Genomic DNA, 18262 nt, shown 5'->3' on the forward strand with positions numbered 1-18262 from the left:
TCGACAATCCAGTGCCGTCGGATGCAGTTTTTTCACGTTTACACAAGTATCGACTTGACGCGGACCTTTGGCAGCATTCCGAGTTTCCCGGTTAACGCCCCCAATTGATCCGTAGATGCTTCAACGATCAAGCCGATGACACTGATACCTCGTTCCTTGTGTGGCACTCCCATGCGGCCCACGATCAAGTCACCGAACTGACTGAGGAGTGCATTCACTCTGGCCGCACTCTCTTTTCTGTCTTCAATGATAATCCCTATGACACCGAGCCTCTGGTCCATACGTTCACCTTCGAGTTTCAACGTAGATTCCAGTCTTGTCTTCATTTCAGTAAAGGCGACCGAAAAATCCACCTCATGAGAAAAAGACAAAACTCGCTTACGCTTGCTTTTTCGTAGCGGGAGAAGCAGGACTGATTCTGTCGTCTGGCTCAGAATGGCAAGTTCTCGGGAGGCTCTGTAGAGATGGTAACGGCATGTCCTGCAGGGTAGCGGCAGAGTTCTCGTGAGAACTGGCCCTCTGGTTCAGATCGAATCCTCCCCGCAGGCTAACGAAGATTCAGTTTTCAGGGTACAGTGCCAGTTTCACACCACGCTCCTTGAGGATTTTCACTCTGGCCGAGCGGTCTGTGTAATGAGTATGCAATAATCGATGCGCCATATGTGAATTGGGATGATCCAGAAACTCAGTGTAAAGTTGTTTTACACTAGGATTGTCCTGAGATTTGCGGAACTTCATCTCTTTGTCGTGCTTGTAGATCGAACCAAGTCTGTCGGTGAGATAGGATTGGACTTTTTCCGCTGCAGCCTTGGCTTCCGAGTAAGCTGATCTTGCGAATCCCAATCCTGATACAAAAAGCCCCGTAGCAAGACCGGTAATTTGCACAAATCGACGCCTTGTGAATCTTTCCATGATTATGCGTCCTCCTCTGCCTACGCTCTCTTGAATCCGTTGAATCGATTGAATACCATTCTCAAGTGTTTCATGATGCTGGACTGCAGAGTTCCAGGAGGAAGAGGTTGTCCGCCTCCGTTCACACAGCCTCCCGGACAAGTCATCACTTCGATGAAATGGTAGGGAGACTTTTTGGCTCTGATTGCATCACACACCGGCTTGGCGTTGGCCAATCCCCAGATGACAGCGACTTTCACGTCAGTGTCGCCCACCTTGATTGTGGCTTCCTTGAAGTTTTTCTCACCCCGAACTGCCGTGAAATCGACCTTGTCGAGCTTCTTCTTGGTCACAACCTCATACGCGTACCGAAGGGCAGCCTCCATAACGCCTCCGGATGCGGCAAATATGGTTCCCGCTCCAGTGGAGGTCCCGAGCACAGCGTCCGCTTCCTGGTCAGGGAGGCTGTTAAAATCTATGCCCGCCTTCTTGATCATATACGCCAGTTCCCTTGTGGTAATGGTGGCGTCGATGTCACGGTAGCTGCTGGCAGCCAGTTCAGGTCTCAGTCCCTCGTACTTCTTGGCCACGCAAGGCATGATAGAAACGGTGTATATGTTCGCTGGAGAAGTATGCGTCTTTTCCGCCCCGTATGTCTTGGCCAACGGCCCCAGCATGCCTATTGGCGACTTGGCGGTTGAGAGATGAGGGAACAGATCGGGATAATAAGTCTCCATGAATTTAATCCATGCCGGACAGCATGAAGTGAATTGAGGCAAAGGTTGTTTGATCAGACCGGTGAGTCTTCCGACGAATTCCGTACCCTCTTCGAAAATCGTAAGGTCTGCAGTGAACTCATTGTCCCATATGTAACGGAATCCCAGTTGTCTCAGCGCTGCGAACATCTTGCCGCCAGCATAAGTACCAGGCTTGGCGCCGAAACACTCGGCTATGCCGTACCGGATTGCAGGCGCAGGCATAGCAACGACCACTCTTTTGGGATCTTTCAGCGCTGCAATGACTTCATCTACAAAAGAGACCCCCTCGTAGATCGCCTGATACGGACAGTGGTAAAGACACTGGCCGCAATTCATGCACGCGGCCGGATGGACCACTGTGTGTGGGGCGTCATCTTTTCCACCTGCTCCTTGTATTGCGCCCGTGCCGCAATATTCCAAGCAGGTATCGCAGTTTTGACACTTGGCTTGGTCCACTTGGACGAAGTATGTGGCATCTGCGTCCTGGGGACCAGGAGCATTTGTCACGGTCCACACCTTCTCAATTTCTCGCATGAAAACCTCCTTGCATGGTTAGTTTTAAGAACAGGTAAACCCGGGTAACGAACACCCCTTCTGGTCTGTTGTGCCTCGATACACGACTCAGCAGTAACTTTCTCACGGCAATGAATTGATACCACGAGACTTTCAGTTGCTCATTATCTCAACAAGCATCTTCTGCTTATCCGCTCAACGTTTCGTCAACTCGATGACTTCCTATGGATCGGGTTTGCAGGCGTTCAAAGCATTTTCATCCTTGTTTTCTGTTTTGGTTACGTAACACGATCCAGCGCATCCAACTGCTTTGCCGGAATCATCTTCATGCACATGCTCGTGGGTATGCGATTCTTCCGGCGAGTGACAATGAGTGTGCGAGTGACATTCGTCTTCGTGGCAGTGCTCGCCATGTTCTGTTTCAATATCCAAGTTTTTGATGATTGGCATATAAAATCTCTCTTTCATAATGGATTTGGGGAGATCATCTCTTTCGGAGATCCTCGCGTACGGATTGAGACCCCTTCTCAGTGCAACCTGAATTCCGAGTGACAAGTCGAATCTGAAAACACAGGATTACCTCTGAGAGAATCATCGATAACAGACAGACAAATCGAGTCATTTAATATGCTACTCTCGTCCAGGTACTTTCCCCGTGACTTCTCCACTACCTCCAGGTAATGCATAGGGTCGAATGGATGACGAATCTGTTGCTCGACGCTTCCCAGCAAACAGCGTGAAAAATCCCCAGAAATCTTCACTGATCGCAGTGCTGCCACCAGACCGTTTGAAGCATTGATCAGGCCCACGTTCAAAGAGACCCCGTCTTTCAGGTTATGAAAGTCATCCATTGGATCTGGGCGCATGATTGGTGGGTTTATCCACCAGTTGTAATGAGCCTTTTGCCAGGACTGATCGCCGAATCTTCCGAAAAAGAACAGGACCTCCTCGTCAAGGCCCAGAGCTAACGTCGCCGGCCCTTTACGAATGTCATAGATCAGTGAGAGGTCTGGATTTTTTGTCGACAGTATGAGGGTGTGGCCCCCAGTGGTGTAATTGTAATGAATCGCCTCCTCATAGCCGGTGACCCCGGGATGAAAAGGTTGCCCCACTCTAATTCGCTGCATGAGCTTCTCCTTGCGATTGCTAATCTCAGAAAAGTGCTCGGGTGATCCGCTCTCCCCCCTCCGTCTTCGCTTCCAACTGCAGTACCCGGATCACCGGTTTCATTTCTGCCCGTTGCTCCTTCTCAAGAACGGAGACGGGCTCAAACGCCTAAAAACCGCTCTGGATCGCGCGTAGCACGTTCTACCAGTTCGTACTACTTTATGCAAGAGTTTTTTCCGGTTGTTTTCTTACACTTCCAAATTCCGCAAACGAGAACACGCTTGCAGGTTTTGCGGTAGTACGATATTCCTAAAGGTGGTACTAAAGACGGTTCATTCTCCTACGCTGCCCCTGCCGGGGTATTGAATCTGTAACTTCAAAAAATCATGGTGAACAGGAGTTTGGGAAATGGGTGCTCTGCCGCAAGTAAAATATTCGGGAAAAATTCGCGAAATTAGCATGGGAAAGCCGGGCTGTGAAGTGACGGTTGGAGGAGAGACTGCGTACAACTTTTATGGTTTCGAAGGCTTGATGCCTCACGCCCCGAAGCTTGCCCTTCAGGTAGTGGATATCCAGCCCGAGGAATGGGCTCCCGATGCTCTTGAACCGTACGTCGACGTTCTTGGCGATCCGGTTGCTTGGGCCAAGAAATGTGTGGAATACGGCGCGGATATGATTTGTCTTTGGCTGGCCGGGACCGATCCAAACGGCAAAAATCTTCCGGCCGAACATGCTGCCGAAATTGCAAGGCAGGTTGCCGAGGCTATAAATGTCCCCCTCATTGTCTGGGGAGTTTCCAGCGATGAGAAGAATACGGCAGTGTTGAAAGCGGTGGCAGAATCATGCGCTGGTTTTAACTTGGTGCTGGGCCCCGTGACAGAGAGCAATTTCAAGCAGGTGGGGGCTGCGGCAATTGCGTACAAACACATTGTTGCTGCCAATTCCCCCATTGACATCAATTTAGCCAAGCAGTTGAACATACTTCTTGAAAATCTTGGGGTACCTACCGACCGAATCTTGATTGACCCTACGACAGGATCCGTAGGGTATGGCATGGAATACTGTTACTCCATCATGGAACGGATACGGCAAGCAGCCCTTACCCAGAATGATGACAAGTTGCAGTACCCAATTATCAACAACATAGCTGAGGAAGTCTGGAAAACCAAGGAAGCCAAGCTCTCTGAAAACGATGACCCAAGGCTCGGGAATGCAGGCATTCGAGGAATAAATTTGGAGGCCATTACCGCTTTGAGTGCACTTCAAGCCGGCTCGGATCTCCTCATATTGAGGCATCCCGAGACTATGCGCCACATCCGCAATTACGTAGATAACATCATGGTGAAGACTGACTTGGATTCCATGGGAGTAGATCTCTCGTTGGTAACTACGCATGAGGCGCCTCCGTTGGAAAGCAAAGCGACAGAAAGAGCCGCTGCAACTCCAAAACCATCCGTGTCCGAAATACCACAATCAAAACAACCAAAACCGTTTGCACAAGAACCCACAGGAGAGCAGGAGGCGGGCAAAGATCAGCTCTTGCCGTCTGGACCGGCATCGATGGAGCAGCCCCCGGAAGCTGTGAAACAGGACGAACCGTTGGTGATTCACAGTAAGAAAGGCACTCGAAAGGCAAAACCGGCATCTGATTCAGAAGAAGACCTTGGGCTCTCAGAAGAGGACATTGAGGCGCTGAAAGAAATGTCGGCTGCTTTCAGGGCTTTCAAGGGTCTCGTTTTGGGGCTGGCAAGACTCCTGTCAAAGTGACCGAGTGGCTATGGACTCTTTTCTCTGCTGGCGGATAGGCCGGAGTCAGCTTTTCGACGTGCCGCCTCCGGCCGGTTGAATTCCTGGACGCATCCCGTTTCAGTGGGAATGCTCATGCGCCTCCGCCTCGTGAGTTGCATGAACGTGATCATGAGCGCCATGGTCTCCCGTATGCTCGTGAGTATGAGACGATTGCTCGCGGTCATGCTCATGGGAATGCTTGTGTTCGTGGCCGTGTTCGTGGACATGAGTGTGACAATGCTCGTGAGCATGCACTCTATCTCCGTGGCGGTGCTCATGAGTGTGAGAGTGTTCGTGCTCGTGTGAATGCAAATGCTCGTGTTCGTGATTGCCTTCCATGTGTATGGACTCCTTTTTGATTATTTTTGGGTTCGTTACACAATACTCCTTGGCTTTTAAGTTAAGGCAGGCGCCCCATATTGTCAATAAAGTAACATAGTTATGTTGCACGTGATACTGGTCGGGTACGTTTGGCCGGACGGATCGTCATTCATGACACGAGCCGTTCAAAGGGTCTCAGGAGAGCGATGAGACGCGCACACATGATAAGACGACCGCCGCGTAGTGCTCAGCTCGAAAGCTACTACCATGATAATACTATTTTATTTGCATCCCCCCGCATGAAGCGGCATGCAGCCATGGGAGGTTAGTTTATCCGTGGCATGACAACAACAGGAGGAAAAGCATGAAAGTAAAGCTTCAGTTTCGAGCGGTAGTTTGAGAAGAATTTTATTTTTGGGGTTAAATGGTTCTCGCGTTCGGGTTTGAGATGGGGTATAGGCTTGGTGGGTGAAACGCTTGTTCAGGTGATGATGGGATGAGCATAAACGGTTGTCCGGTTTGTTTGGAAAAACAGCGTTGCATTGACGAGTTAAAAGAAAAGATCCAGAGCCTGGAGGCTAAACTGCGCTATCAAGAGCGCAAGGCTCAAGAAGGATACTTCGGCTCTTCCACTCCCTCATCCAAAATACCAATCAAGAGGAACAGTGAACAGAAGGAGAAAAAGCCCAAAGGTGCGCGGCAGGGACACAAAGGTTCCGGTCGCAAGAGCCACGAGTGCGAGTTTGATTATGCGGTAGAAGTGGAGGCTCCAGATATCTGTCCCGAATGCGGGGGTATTCTTGAAAAGAAAGGGGTGGAAGAGAGGAGTGTCCTGTATACGCCTTCTCAAAAACCCGAACGAATAGTATTTCGCTTACCCAAAAGGTATTGTTATTCGTTGTGAACGCACGTTTACCCCCCAGACTCCCGGAGTGCTTCCCAAGAGTCTTTACGGAAATCAACTCATTGCCAATGCCATGACGATGTATTACCTCTATGGTCTTCCCATGGGACGGATCTGTGAACAGACCGGAGTAAGCGAAGGAAGCCTGATGGAGGTATACCATCGAATGGGGCGACTTTTTGAAAGAATTCCTCAAAAGCTCATTGAAGAATATCGACAAGCTCCTGTGAAGCACGCAGATGAGACGAGCTGGCGCACTGACGGCAAGAACGGATACGTTTGGCTCTTCGCCACTCCCGATTTGAGCATTTTCCAATTTGGCAAGAGTCGCTCGTCCCAAGTAGTTCATGCAGTCCTCGGCAAAGATCGGCTACCGGGCGTTTTGGTTGTGGATCGTTACCGCGGCTACAAGAAAGCTCCATGTGAGATTCAATATTGTTACGCTCACCTTCTGCGAGATGTCCAGGATTTGGAAAAAGAGTTTCCCGAAGAAGCAGAGGTCTCAACTTTTGTGGCTGTTGTGGCTCCTTTACTTGCACTCGCTCAGGGACTTCGCAGCCAACCGATTACGGATAAGCAATTCTATCGTCGAGCGGCTAAGCTTCGGACTGAAATTAAGGCCGCTATGGAGCGACCGGCCCGCCATATGGGTATTCGCCGGATTCAAGATATCTTCCGTGAAAATGAAGAGAGGCTTTATCACTGGGCTCGAGACCGAACGATTCCGGCAGAAAACAATTTAGCCGAAAGAGATCTGAGACCCTCTGTTGTGGCAAGGAAGGTCAGCTATGGATCTATTTCTGATAACGGAGCCAAGACGCGCAGTATTCTCACAACCGTCCTCACCACCCTCAAGAAACGAGGTAACGACCCTGCAGAACAGATGAAGAAAACTCTCGATCAATTAGCAACGAATCTTAAGCTGGACCCCTATGAACTCCTCTTTCAAAGAAACGGCCCTCAAGAATAGCTATATCCATCACAATTGCTCCCGCGAATAACTGAAGCTTTACCTAGTGAACATTTTTTTACTTGACATGTTCATATTCGCATTTTAGGCTCACTCTCATTAGATCAGAATCCAGCGGCAATAGAGATAAAAGTCTAATTTGCTTAATGGGTTATTTGAGAGGCTCCTCCGATTCTATATCTTATGTGGGGAAGCTGTCCTTTACCGACTGAAATTCAAAGGGTTCCAGAGATTAAATAATTAACTGCAACTGGCTCAACAGTGCATGAGTTAGCTGAATAGTTATGTGCGTAAGACAAGTGTCTTCTGAGCTTTGTTGGCTTTTCACGATTCGACAACTTGTACCCGGTAAGTCGCATTCGTGATCTTCTCCGGTAATAGTTAGCTAAATAGTGTTAATGTGAGCGTATTGTTCGCAATGAAGTGCTTTGCTTATATTTTTCTCCCGTGGTTATAAGAGGTATAAAAATGTCAGTTCTGAGTCGTATGCGTAAGGCAAGCTTGAGCGCACGTGAGTCAGTCAAGAATTGGTGGGGCGTAAGAAACCTAGTACTGCGCCACTCTAACGATCTAATCCTTGAACCACTTGAAGATCGCATTGTCATGGACGGTGAAGTGTCTTTCTTGCAGAACCTTACTGCTGATGACGGACTGGGGGGTGATACATTCGGTAGTGCAGTATCGTCAGACGGTCAATGGTTTATTGTCGGAGCACCTCAGGACGACGACCACGGTCTGTCCTCTGGGTCCGCCTACTTGTACCGTTTCGCTGATGGCCTCTGGGGCGAGACTCAGAAGATTACAGCCTCGGATGGGGAAGAGGGAGATTTATTCGGGCGCTGGGTAGCGATAGAAGGCGATTACGCTTTGGTCGGTGCTGAACAGGACGATGATCACGGCTCAAATTCCGGGGCAGTGTATGTCTATCATCTGGAGAACGGTACCTGGGTCGAGACGCAGAAACTGACCGCCTCAGACGGCTCTTCATGGGACCGATTCGGTGGCTCTGGAGACATTTCAGGGGATTATGCTGTGATTGGAGCCGCATATGATGATGACAAAGACTTTGCCTCCGGATCAGCATATCTTTTTCATTTAGAAAATGGCAGCTGGGTAGAGGTGCAAAAGCTCATCGCTCCTGACAGTGGGAGAGGCGATCTTTTTGGAGCCTCCGTCTCTTTACAAGGAAATCACTTAATTGTAGGGGCTGCCTACAACGATCAGATCGATTCCAATGCAGGGGCAGTGTACCTTTATCGGCTGGACTCCGGGATGTGCTCGTTGGAGCAGAAGCTCGTGGCGTCTGATGGCTCTCTCGGGGATTGCTTCGGTTCTTCAGTTTCCATATTTGGGGATTATGCAATCGTTGGAGCCGCTTACGATGCTTTGGCCCAGGAGTCGGTTCAGACTATTGGGCCTGAGGCCGGATCGGCTTACATATTTCATAAAGTAGATGGAGTCTGGATTCAAGAGCAGCGTATAACTGCTTCGTATGCCGGTAATTACGATCACTTCGGTATTTCAGTCTCCTTGTCCGGCGAGTATGCTGTAGTAGGTGCGTATCAGGATGATAGTTGGGGAACGGATGCGGGAAATGTGTACCTGTTCCGTCTGCAGAATGGAGCATGGGTGGAACAAGAAATGCTCCAGCGATCCGAGGCAGGAGAGTCTGATTGGTTTTGGGTACAGCGCTTTTACGGATGGGCATCGTATCGTAGTAGGAGCGTGTCACGATGATGACAACGGTTCGAATTCCGGTTCCGCATATGTGTTCAGTCTCACTGAACCCGAAGCGATTGGTTTTACTGTCTTATCATCTGAAGACTACGTCATTCCGGTCAATTATTGGTTGTACCGAGATCCTCAAGGGGATGATGCAACTAGCCTGAAATTCACTCAGCTTCCAAGCAATATGACACTGTTCCTGGACTTTAACGATAACAACATCCTGGATGCCGGTGAAGCAATTGCAGTAGGCCAGGAGATCGGTTGGGCTGACGCAACCAGTAACAATAGGCTAAAGGTCCTTCCTAATTCCGAATGGTCCGGCTCAACTTCGCTGACATACGTAGTAAAAGCCGGTGCTGAGTGGGGCGCTGCAGCTAATGTCATTATTAATATCGATCCGGTGAATGATGCTCCCATAGCCATGAGTTTCACAGAAACCAGCACTGAGGGTATTCCGATAGTCATTGATGGCTGGGATTACACGGACGCTGAAGGAGACGCTGCGACACTCATACGAATAGCTGGATTCGGCACGGGAGGAGGCACCTTCTTTGTCGATTTCAATGGCAATAACTCCGTCGATCCTGGTGAAGAGATCTTTCAAGGTCGTGAAATAGCATGGAACGACGCGAGTGGCGGCCTGATAAAATTTCAACCCACGTATGGTTGGAACGGCTCTTTGTCTCTTTGGTACGAGGTAAAAGATACAACTGATTATGGACAAGCAGCTCTGGTCACTGTCACCGTGAGTGCACCCGAAGCTCCGCGTGCCGGAGCTTTTACCGAAATAGGTAATGAAGACACTGTGACCATCATCAACGGCTGGAATTACACGGATGCGAACGGAGATCCGGCTCTCGCGCTGAGAATCCAGAGTCTCGTTTCAGGGGGAACACTCTTCTTGGACACAGACAATGACAATGTCGTGGATTCCGGTGAAGCTATTCAATATTGGCAGGAAATAACCTGGAATGATGCAACAAGCGGCATGGTGAAATTTGCACCGTATGCGAATTGGTATGGCGGAACAATTGTCAGATACGCGGTAAATGATGCCACGGGCTATGGCCCTACGGCGATAGGGACGATTACTATCAATCCTGTCCCCGATATTCCTCAAGCAGAAGGATTTACTGAGATCAGCAACGGAGTGATCCCGGTGATAATTGATGATTGGTACTACACGGATGCGGACGGGGACACTGCGCCATTCTTGAGGATTGACAGCTTACCAGGCCATGGCACACTCTTCTTGGACAGTGATCGTGATAATCTTGTCGATTCCGGAGAAACCATCATTTCGGGACAGGAGATCAGTTGGTCTAACGCGAAGCAAGGCTTCATAAAATTCATGCCAGACCCGGGTTGGTATGGCTCTGTATCACTTGATTATGCAGTTAAGGATGCTACTACCTACAGTAATTCAGCACGCGTGATAATTTATGTGAATTCACTTCCGCAGGCGGGGGCGTTCACGGAAATCGGGAACGAAGACACCGTGTTTGTACTTGATGGATGGAACTATATCGATGCTGACGGTGGGACATCAACAGCTATACAGATAATTTCTGAACCGTATGCAGGGACACTGTTCCTGGACGTCAATGGCAATGACGAGTACGATTCAGGAGAGTACATATATTCCGGTCGTGTAATAGCATGGGCTGATGCTACAACGAACCGGATGGTGAAGTTCGCTCCCTATGAGAACTGGAATGGTTCATGTACATTCGAGTACATAGTAAAAGATTCGTCAGGAATCTACGGTCAGCCCTCAGTTGTGACCCTCGAAGTCACCCCAGTGAACGATCCGCCGATAATCTATTATCCTCGGGACTCCACGGGTTTCGAATTGTCACCAATCAGGGAGAATTATACCTGGAACAGTGGTGACATGATTGCGACGATCATTTTATCAGACTTTTCAGGGGGATTTTACGATCCGGATACACATGATTACACGGAGAGAGGTATTGCTCTTGTCGCAGTGGACAATTCTTTTGGCACGTGGGAGTACACGACTGACAATGGTGCCTCATGGAGCGCTTTCGGAGTTCTTTCCGACACCTCTGCCACCCTGTTGACGACTCAAGATCTTAACGCGAGGATACGTTTCGTCCCTAATGCCGACTGGAGTGGTACGGTCGAGCATGGGATTACTTTCCACGCATGGGACCCTCAGATCGCTGGATCCAATGGGGATACGGGAGTCAATCTGTCTACAAATCCTGCGGCTTTCAGCATTGAAACAGCTACTGCTCGGATTGTAGTGGAAGATGATGGTCCTTATAGATTAAGACAACCTGACGGATGGACAGAAACTCTTGAAGCCATTTCCACCAACCTTAGTGGTTATGGCCGATATACAGCGTTGGACGGAAATTTTGCTATGGTAGGGGCCAGGGAGGCAGTTTATATATATCATTGGAACGGTATTTCATGGGATGAGCCCCAGAGGTTGTCAGCCCCTCCGGAAGTTGAGCCCGAATCTGAATACAATTATGTCACATCGATTTCTATAGACGGTGAATTCGCCATCGTCGCGTATGAGTCCAACACGTATATGTACAAATGGAATGGTAATTCTTGGGTACAATTCCAGGAATTGACCGCATGGGATCCAACGCCACCAGACGAAGGCAATGAAGGGGATCCCGGCTATGAGGCACTGAGCGGTCCAGTCGCTATTGATGGAAATTATGCTGTAGTATCCGGACACATATATCAGTGGGATGGCACTTCCTGGATTCAGCACCAAATCTTGGAACTATTCGACGTCATAGATGTGGGATGGAGTAACACTGGGTTCGACAGCGTCTCAGTTGATGGAGAGTATATGATTTTCGGAACAACCGGAGACGATCAATGCGGACTCGATGCTGGTGCAGCTTGTATTTATCATTTGGAAAATGGCATGTGGACGCCGCAGCAGAAGATCACTCCCGCAGATGGTAGCGAAGAAGCTCTTTTCGGGATCTCGGTATCTATTGATAATGACGGATATGCAATAATTGGCGCAGCATACGATGATGATAACGGCTACAGTTCCGGCTCGGCTTATATTTTTCATTGGAACGGAACAAGTTGGGTTCAGGAGCAGAAACTCACAGCGTCTGATGGTGAATCAAGAGATACTTTTGGCGCTTCCGTGGTAATAGATGGAGAATATGCTCTTGTCGGAGCACCATGCTGGGCTGTTTCTGCCGGTGGCTCGAGTGCTTCGTGTTCGGTGTACGCGTTTCACCTGGATGGCGGTGCTTGGGTAGAAGACCAGATATTGTCGGCTGAAGACCGGTGGTGGAAACAGAATTTCGGTTGGTCCGTAGCGATGGACGGTCAGAATTTCATCATAGGATCGCCGAGCAACGATGCAGAAATATTCGGCCTCGGTGAAGCGTACATTTGCGGAGAAGGACAGCAAGTCAACGTAATGCCGGATGCAGCTATATTCTCCGAGACAGGTAACGAAGACTCAGTGCTGCTTGTCGATGGTTGGAACTATACGGACCCGGACGGTGACACAGCAACTCATATGCGAATTAACACCCTTCCAACGAACGGAGTACTCTTCCTGGACAGCAATTGCAACGACGCAGTTGACACCGGAGAAGCGATCGTTGAGGGCCAAGAGATAGCCTGGTCAGATGCCATCTCGAACATGGTGAAATTTGCTCCTGACGTCAATTGGTATGGATCGACTTCACTCAGCTATTCCGTGAAAGACGCATTTGGTTACGGATCGTCTGCTGAAGCAACGTTTTTCATAAATCCGGTGAATGATGCTCCTCAGGCTGGCACATTTACTGAAACCGGCAACGAAGACCAAGCGATTGTCGTTGATGGATGGAATTATACAGATATAGAAGGTGACCCTGCCACACTGTTGCAGATCCGGGCACTCCCGGAAAACGGTGCACTCTTCCTGGATGCTGATGGAGACAATGTGATCGATCCCGGTGAACAGATCGTTTTGGGCATGGAAATCAGTTGGGCAGACGCAACGATAAATCAGTTGGTGAAATTCCTTCCTGCTGGGAATTGGAATGGATTCTCCTCACTGAGCTACTCGGTTAGAGATGCTTCGGACTACAGCGCACCAGTTGACTGCGTGATAGCGGTCAATCCTGTCAATGATGCACCACAAGCTGGCGATTTCACGGAAACCGGCGATGAAGATACAGTCATCACTATTGACGGCTGGAATTTCTCGGACGTGGATGGTGATCAAGCCACAGCCCTAGTGATCCAAACCCTTCCGCACAATGGCACATTATTCTTGGATATAGATCAGGATAACGTGGTTGACCCCGGTGAAACGATCATGGCTGGTCAGCAAATCGGTTGGAACGATGCCACTACGAACCATCTGGTGAAATTCATTCCCGGCGCTAACTGGAACGGATCGACCGAATTAAGTTATGCAGTCAAAGATGTATCGGATTGGAGTCCCCCTGCTGAAGCGATAATCACGATTATTCCGGTAAACGATCCTCCAGACGCCGGATTCTTCATTGAGTACGGCAATGGAAAATCGGTTTTCATTGTAGATGAATGGAACTACACAGACGTAGACGGAGACAGTGCCACGGCCATAAAGATCCTCAGTCTTCCTCATAAGGGCACGCTTTTTCTCGATAGAGACGGTGATAACCGCGTTGATTGCGGGGAAGCAATTGCTGTAGGTCAAGAAATATCCTGGGCCGATGCGGTGACGAACAAATTGGTGAAATTCGCTGCTTCTCATACATCGGGTGGCTGCGGATGCTGGTGCAGCTCGGATATCGTAACGACACTTACCTACTCCGTGTCGGACGGGACGGCATACGGAACATCTGCTGAAGCCAAAATTTCCACAGGAAAGAATTCCGCTCCTACCTCCCTGTTTTTCCAGGAAACCGGGACGGAAGATACAGTTCTGGTCGTGGATGACTGGAATTTCAGAGACAAAGAAGGAGATGTCCCCGTATCTGTGACGATCTCATGCATTCCTTGCAGTGGAATCCTCTTCCTGGATATAGATCAAGACAATGTTGTAGATTGCGGTGAGAGAATCGTAAGAGGTCAGCAGATAAGCTGGGAGCAGGCATCAGCGAGTCAAATGGTGAAGTTTGCTCCGGACCCGAACTGGAACGGGTATACGGCCTTCATGTACTCAGTCAATGACAAATGGAATCAAGGTACTCTGGCCTTTGTGCTGATTTCAGTTGTAGACGATAATGCTGACGGGCCGGTGGCGATGTCCTTCAGTGAAACCGTTACAGGTCCAAACCAAGTGATGGTTGTTAATGGTTGGGATTGGGATTCGAACGGCTACTATTCAACGCCCTTTCTGGAGATCACTTCACTCCCTGAGAATGGCATTTTGTTCTATGACAGAGATAACGACAACAGAGTTGATCGATGCGAGGCCATCGCATCGGGATGGGAGATTTATCCATCGTGCCATGGGAATCTGGAACGAATAAAGTTTATGCCTGATACGGGTTGGACCGGAAGCACGACGTTTACCTATCGCATGACTGACAGATGCGAAAGCGGCCCTGAGGCACAGGTCACGTTGACCGTGCTCCAGGCCAACGATCCCCCTCAAGCAGGAACGTTCACTGAAACTCTGACACAAGGAACAGTCGTAGCCATTGACGGCTGGAATTATACGGATGCCCAAGGAGATACTGCTACAGCTATAAGGATCGATACGCTTCCTTCCAGTGGCACGCTCTTTCATGACACGAACAACAATGACATCATCGATGCCGGCGAGATAATCGCTCAGGGGCAAGTGATAAGCTGGGCTGACGCCACTGCGAACGGCCTGCTGAAGTTTGCTCCTGCTGCGGATTTTACGGGGGACTTGTCCGTAAGCTACTCTGTGAAAGATGGAACTGACTGGAGCCAAACAGCCTTGGCAACGTTCCACGTAGATCCAATCGAGACTGCGCTGATGACGGTTCTCAGCACCTCTAGTGAAGAGGTGGCATGGGACTTCGACGGTGAGGATTGGTACGTGGTCTTTATTGACGAGGATGGGACCCTACGGAGCGAGACTACCGGCGGCTATACGTATACTCCCAGCGGCGGTCGAAACGAGATCATTGTGGGATCGTCGGGTGATGACGTTATTGATTGCTCCGGTTTGGACAATCGTTACGTCATTATGGGAGGTGACGGCGCAGATGTGATTCGAGGCGGCAACAACAGCGATTACATTTTCGGCTGGGTTCCTCTGAACCGGGTAGACGTTAGTCAGTATCCTCAATTACTGGACGATATGCTGGATCAGGTGGTGGTGGAAGGAACCGTCCAGTCTCTCTACGGCAATGGAGGAAACGACTTCATCTACGGCGGGTTAAGTGATGAGACCATTTACGGCGATTCGGAAGACGGTGATAACTCAGGGAGTGACAATATCGCGGGCGGCCCTGGAGATGACACTATCTATGGAGACTCGAAATACGGCAATGGTTCCGGCTTCGACAACATCGACGGCCAAGCGGGTGACGATACCATCTTCGGAGACTCCGAGTACGGAACCGGTTCGGGTGGCGACGAGATCTGGGGCGATGATGGTGATGACGTCATGTACGGTGATTCCCGCCAGAGCAGCGGTTCAGGCTCCGACACATTCTATGGTGGCGCCGGAAATGATGTGATGTACGGCGATTCAGAGTTTGCCCTGGGCACCGGTAATGACACTATGAATGGTGGAGATGGAGACGACCTCTTTTATGGTGATTCACGGCTTGCGAATGGTTCCGGCGCGGACGAAATAGATGGAGGTGAAGGAGCTGATACTCTTTACGGGGATTCTCGCTTTGGGAGCGGATTTGGGCGTGATTCACTCTATGGCGGCGGCGGAAATGACATCTTGTACGGTGACTCTGAAGAAGGGCCGGGTTCAGGAGACGATGTCTTGATGGGTGATGAAGGAGATGACACTCTTATCGGCGATTCCTATGTCGCTCAGGGGTCCGGAAACGATGTGCTCGTTGGCGGCTTAGGTATGGATATCCTCATAGGGGACTCATATGGAGGAGTAGGCACTGGTAATGACCGGTTGGATGGTGGTTTCGACAATGATACTGTCTATGGCAACTCTGTGCTAGCCGATGGCTCCGGAAATGACATAGTGCTGGGCAGCGAAGGAGATGACACCCTTATCGGTGATTCCGATTTAGCCCTGGGCAGTGGCTCGGATTGGCTCGATGGCGGATCGGGAAACGATACGATATACGGGGATTCACGGAGCAATGGAGGGTCCGGTCATGACATGCTTATGGCCGGCGAAGGGGATGATACATTGTTCGGCGATGGAAGTGGCGAGATAGGAACCGGTCATGATACTCTCTTTGTCGGGCCTGGAACCGATGTGCCAGCAGGAGCCGGACAAGAATGGGATACGATTGTGGAAGCTGACGGCCAAACGCCCGCCTATTCCTTTGAGATAAACGGATATATGGCTCAGTATAGGCAGAACGCTGACGGTCAGGTGGAGGTCTACAATTATCGATTCGATCATTGGGATGTTGTTGGTGAGAGATACTGGGATACGGTGTACGGTGCCTGGATAACCAATTTCGGTGCCAGCGTAATGGTAGAATACTCGGATAAGACCCTCCTGTACAACAATTATGGCTCCGACATTCAGATCAGGGAGGCTGGAACCTGGCAGCCGTACAACCCTGATGATCATTACATTGTGGATTTTCGTGAAGATCCTGCAACAGGCAAGCTGCTCGTGTACAACAATGACCTGGGTACATGGGACCCCTACATGGAGGAATATCAACCAGAAGGAGCTAATTTCAAAATCCTCAATGAAGGGAACGTGATCCACATCTACTATAGCGACGGCAGCGAGCTGTGGCTTGAGAACTATGGGGACGGAGCGTGGATCAGAGCAACGGAAACCGGTGACAACTGGGTTACATTGCCGAACAATCAGGTGTATCGTGATACCACGGGCATATGGTATTCCTATGGACGCGGAATATGGTCCTACAGCATCGACACATGCGCCACGTGGACTGAAGTCCCCATGCTCCAGATGCGGATAGCGGGTGGAGCTGGTACAGTGGACGTGTTTGACGGCCATTCGTGGACTCATCAGAATGGGGCTTTGCAGTTCTTCGATACTAGATACGCCATGAGCGGATGGCACGGCATGAACGAATTTGCTGTGGAATACTACGATGGTGTTGGATACGATGGGGAGCCACTGCGTGTGGTGGATGGATGGGAAGCCGAACAGCCTCCTCCAGATCCTGACGATCCTCAACCTCCGTTCGTGCTCAATACACTGACTCTCACGGGCGTTCAAGATAATCCGCCCCCACCGGACGCTGTGATCACCGGATGGGAGACATCGGCCTACGGACAATGGAGTGGAAAGTTGTTGGCAAATTGGGAGGTCCCAAATCCATCGGCCGGTTATAACATCGGAACACAAACCACCGCAGCCACCTGTCTGAGTGTAGCCTTCATCAGCACGGATGATATTGTGGACCGACGCAGTTGCCCCCCTGATTACACAGCTGAGGATGTAGCATTAGTTCAAGCCAATATCGCTCAATATTTTGAAGATTGCTTGGCAACCGACGCCATATGCTTTTCTTTTGATAAAGAAATGACGGCAGATCGGATGCTCTACTACATGCAGGTAGCATGTGCCAGTTTGAACCAGCCGATTGAGAATCTCTTGTTTGCTCAACACGCTAACGTGGGCTACGTAAAAATGGGAGCCACCAAAATTTTGACGTCGGACTTCAAGCATTATGAGCAGTTATTCAGAGATATTGGAGAGATATTGCACCCCTCCGCCCAAATCCAGTTTTACGAGTGCAATGTAGCAGGCATTAACCCAGCATTAGGGGGCCAAGTAAACCTATCAGATCCACTGACAATGGAGTCCCTTGGAGGCCGTGCTCTGTTGACTAGCATAGCAGAAGCGACAGGTGCAATGGTTTTCGGGAGTTCGGATTTAGGCATAATTGAAGCGGACGAACACACGAAAGCAGTCAAGGGTCCTAAAGACCAATGCCTTGAATTCGGAGTTACAGCAGGCGGAATACAGGTGAATTCTGCCGACATGAGAACATGTTTAACAGACTATTTCACCGGCAAATCGTTCCAGGAATTCGATATTAATAACCCGAACACTTTCCTCCCGGATTTCGCAACCGTAATATCAACCGTAGGTGAGACTGCCCAGGCACAACCAGAAGGAGGGTGGATGAATGCAGCTGAATGGATCGAGCGAGTTTATAAGCAAAAATGACCAGTGGA

Annotated in this window: 9 protein-coding genes and 1 pseudogene; 5 read left to right on the forward strand and 5 right to left on the reverse strand. The window is 49.8% G+C overall.

Annotated features, from left to right (window positions below; genetic code table 11):
* Positions 1–38: 38 nt before the first annotated feature.
* The 5 genes from DESTI_RS25585 to DESTI_RS25605 form a co-directional block, all read right to left on the reverse strand.
* A complete protein-coding gene (locus DESTI_RS25585; protein ID WP_041287627.1) occupies positions 39–281 on the reverse strand; it encodes a TM1266 family iron-only hydrogenase system putative regulator in 243 nt (80 codons plus the stop codon).
* A gap of 277 nt (positions 282–558) precedes the next feature.
* Positions 559–912, reverse strand: coding sequence for an iron hydrogenase small subunit (locus DESTI_RS25590; protein ID WP_014812865.1), 354 nt, complete (start codon positions 910–912; stop codon positions 559–561).
* Between the two features lie 20 nt (positions 913–932).
* Positions 933–2183 (reverse strand): [FeFe] hydrogenase, group A, encoded by a 1251-nt coding sequence (locus DESTI_RS25595; RefSeq protein ID WP_014812866.1) that lies wholly within the window; start codon positions 2181–2183, stop codon positions 933–935.
* 201 nt (positions 2184–2384) lie between these two features.
* Positions 2385–2612: a hypothetical protein gene (locus tag DESTI_RS25600; protein WP_157212278.1), complete on the reverse strand. Its 228-nt coding sequence runs from the start codon at positions 2610–2612 to the stop codon at positions 2385–2387.
* Positions 2613–2689: 77 nt separating this feature from the next.
* Positions 2690–3289: a hypothetical protein gene (locus tag DESTI_RS25605; protein ID WP_014812868.1), complete on the reverse strand. Its 600-nt coding sequence runs from the start codon at positions 3287–3289 to the stop codon at positions 2690–2692.
* Positions 3290–3677: 388 nt separating this feature from the next.
* On the opposite strand from DESTI_RS25605, the gene DESTI_RS25610 reads away from it, so the two are divergent.
* The 5 genes and pseudogenes from DESTI_RS25610 to DESTI_RS31495 all read left to right on the forward strand — a co-directional run bounded on the left by DESTI_RS25610 (position 3678) and on the right by DESTI_RS31495 (position 18254).
* The gene (locus DESTI_RS25610; RefSeq protein WP_014812869.1) at positions 3678–5036 is read left to right on the forward strand and encodes an acetyl-CoA decarbonylase/synthase complex subunit delta; all 1359 of its coding nucleotides are present in this window, start codon (positions 3678–3680) and stop codon (positions 5034–5036) included.
* Positions 5037–5150: 114 nt separating this feature from the next.
* The gene (locus tag DESTI_RS25615; protein ID WP_014812870.1) at positions 5151–5363 is read left to right on the forward strand and encodes a hypothetical protein; all 213 of its coding nucleotides are present in this window, start codon (positions 5151–5153) and stop codon (positions 5361–5363) included.
* Positions 5364–5874: 511 nt separating this feature from the next.
* Positions 5875–7252: pseudogene (gene tnpC / locus DESTI_RS30345) on the forward strand (IS66 family transposase).
* A 468-nt stretch (positions 7253–7720) separates the two neighbouring features.
* Entirely contained in the window at positions 7721–8989 is a 1269-nt protein-coding gene (locus tag DESTI_RS25630; RefSeq protein ID WP_014812871.1) for an FG-GAP repeat protein, read from the forward strand.
* The gene (locus DESTI_RS31495) at positions 8871–18254 is read left to right on the forward strand and encodes a tandem-95 repeat protein (RefSeq protein ID WP_237671509.1); all 9384 of its coding nucleotides are present in this window, start codon (positions 8871–8873) and stop codon (positions 18252–18254) included. Before DESTI_RS25630 ends, DESTI_RS31495 begins: the two co-directional genes overlap by 119 nt.
* The last annotated feature ends 8 nt before the right edge of the window (positions 18255–18262 follow it).

It is taken from the genome of Desulfomonile tiedjei DSM 6799 (genome assembly GCF_000266945.1).
GTDB classification, from domain to species: Bacteria; Desulfobacterota; Desulfomonilia; order Desulfomonilales; family Desulfomonilaceae; genus Desulfomonile; species Desulfomonile tiedjei.

Excerpts from the sequence above, each read along its gene's own strand:
- DESTI_RS25585 (WP_041287627.1), bottom strand. The coding sequence starts at position 281 with ATGGACCAGAGGCTCGGTGTCATAGGGATTATCATTGAAGACAGAAAA.
- DESTI_RS25590 (WP_014812865.1), bottom strand. The coding sequence starts at position 912 with ATGGAAAGATTCACAAGGCGTCGATTTGTGCAAATTACCGGTCTTGCT.
- DESTI_RS25595 (WP_014812866.1), bottom strand. The coding sequence starts at position 2,183 with ATGCGAGAAATTGAGAAGGTGTGGACCGTGACAAATGCTCCTGGTCCC.
- DESTI_RS25600 (WP_157212278.1), bottom strand. The coding sequence starts at position 2,612 with ATGCCAATCATCAAAAACTTGGATATTGAAACAGAACATGGCGAGCAC.
- DESTI_RS25605 (WP_014812868.1), bottom strand. The coding sequence starts at position 3,289 with ATGCAGCGAATTAGAGTGGGGCAACCTTTTCATCCCGGGGTCACCGGC.
- DESTI_RS25610 (WP_014812869.1), top strand. The coding sequence starts at position 3,678 with ATGGGTGCTCTGCCGCAAGTAAAATATTCGGGAAAAATTCGCGAAATT.
- DESTI_RS25615 (WP_014812870.1), top strand. The coding sequence starts at position 5,151 with ATGCGCCTCCGCCTCGTGAGTTGCATGAACGTGATCATGAGCGCCATG.
- DESTI_RS25630 (WP_014812871.1), top strand. The coding sequence starts at position 7,721 with ATGTCAGTTCTGAGTCGTATGCGTAAGGCAAGCTTGAGCGCACGTGAG.
- DESTI_RS31495 (WP_237671509.1), top strand. The coding sequence starts at position 8,871 with ATGGAGCATGGGTGGAACAAGAAATGCTCCAGCGATCCGAGGCAGGAG.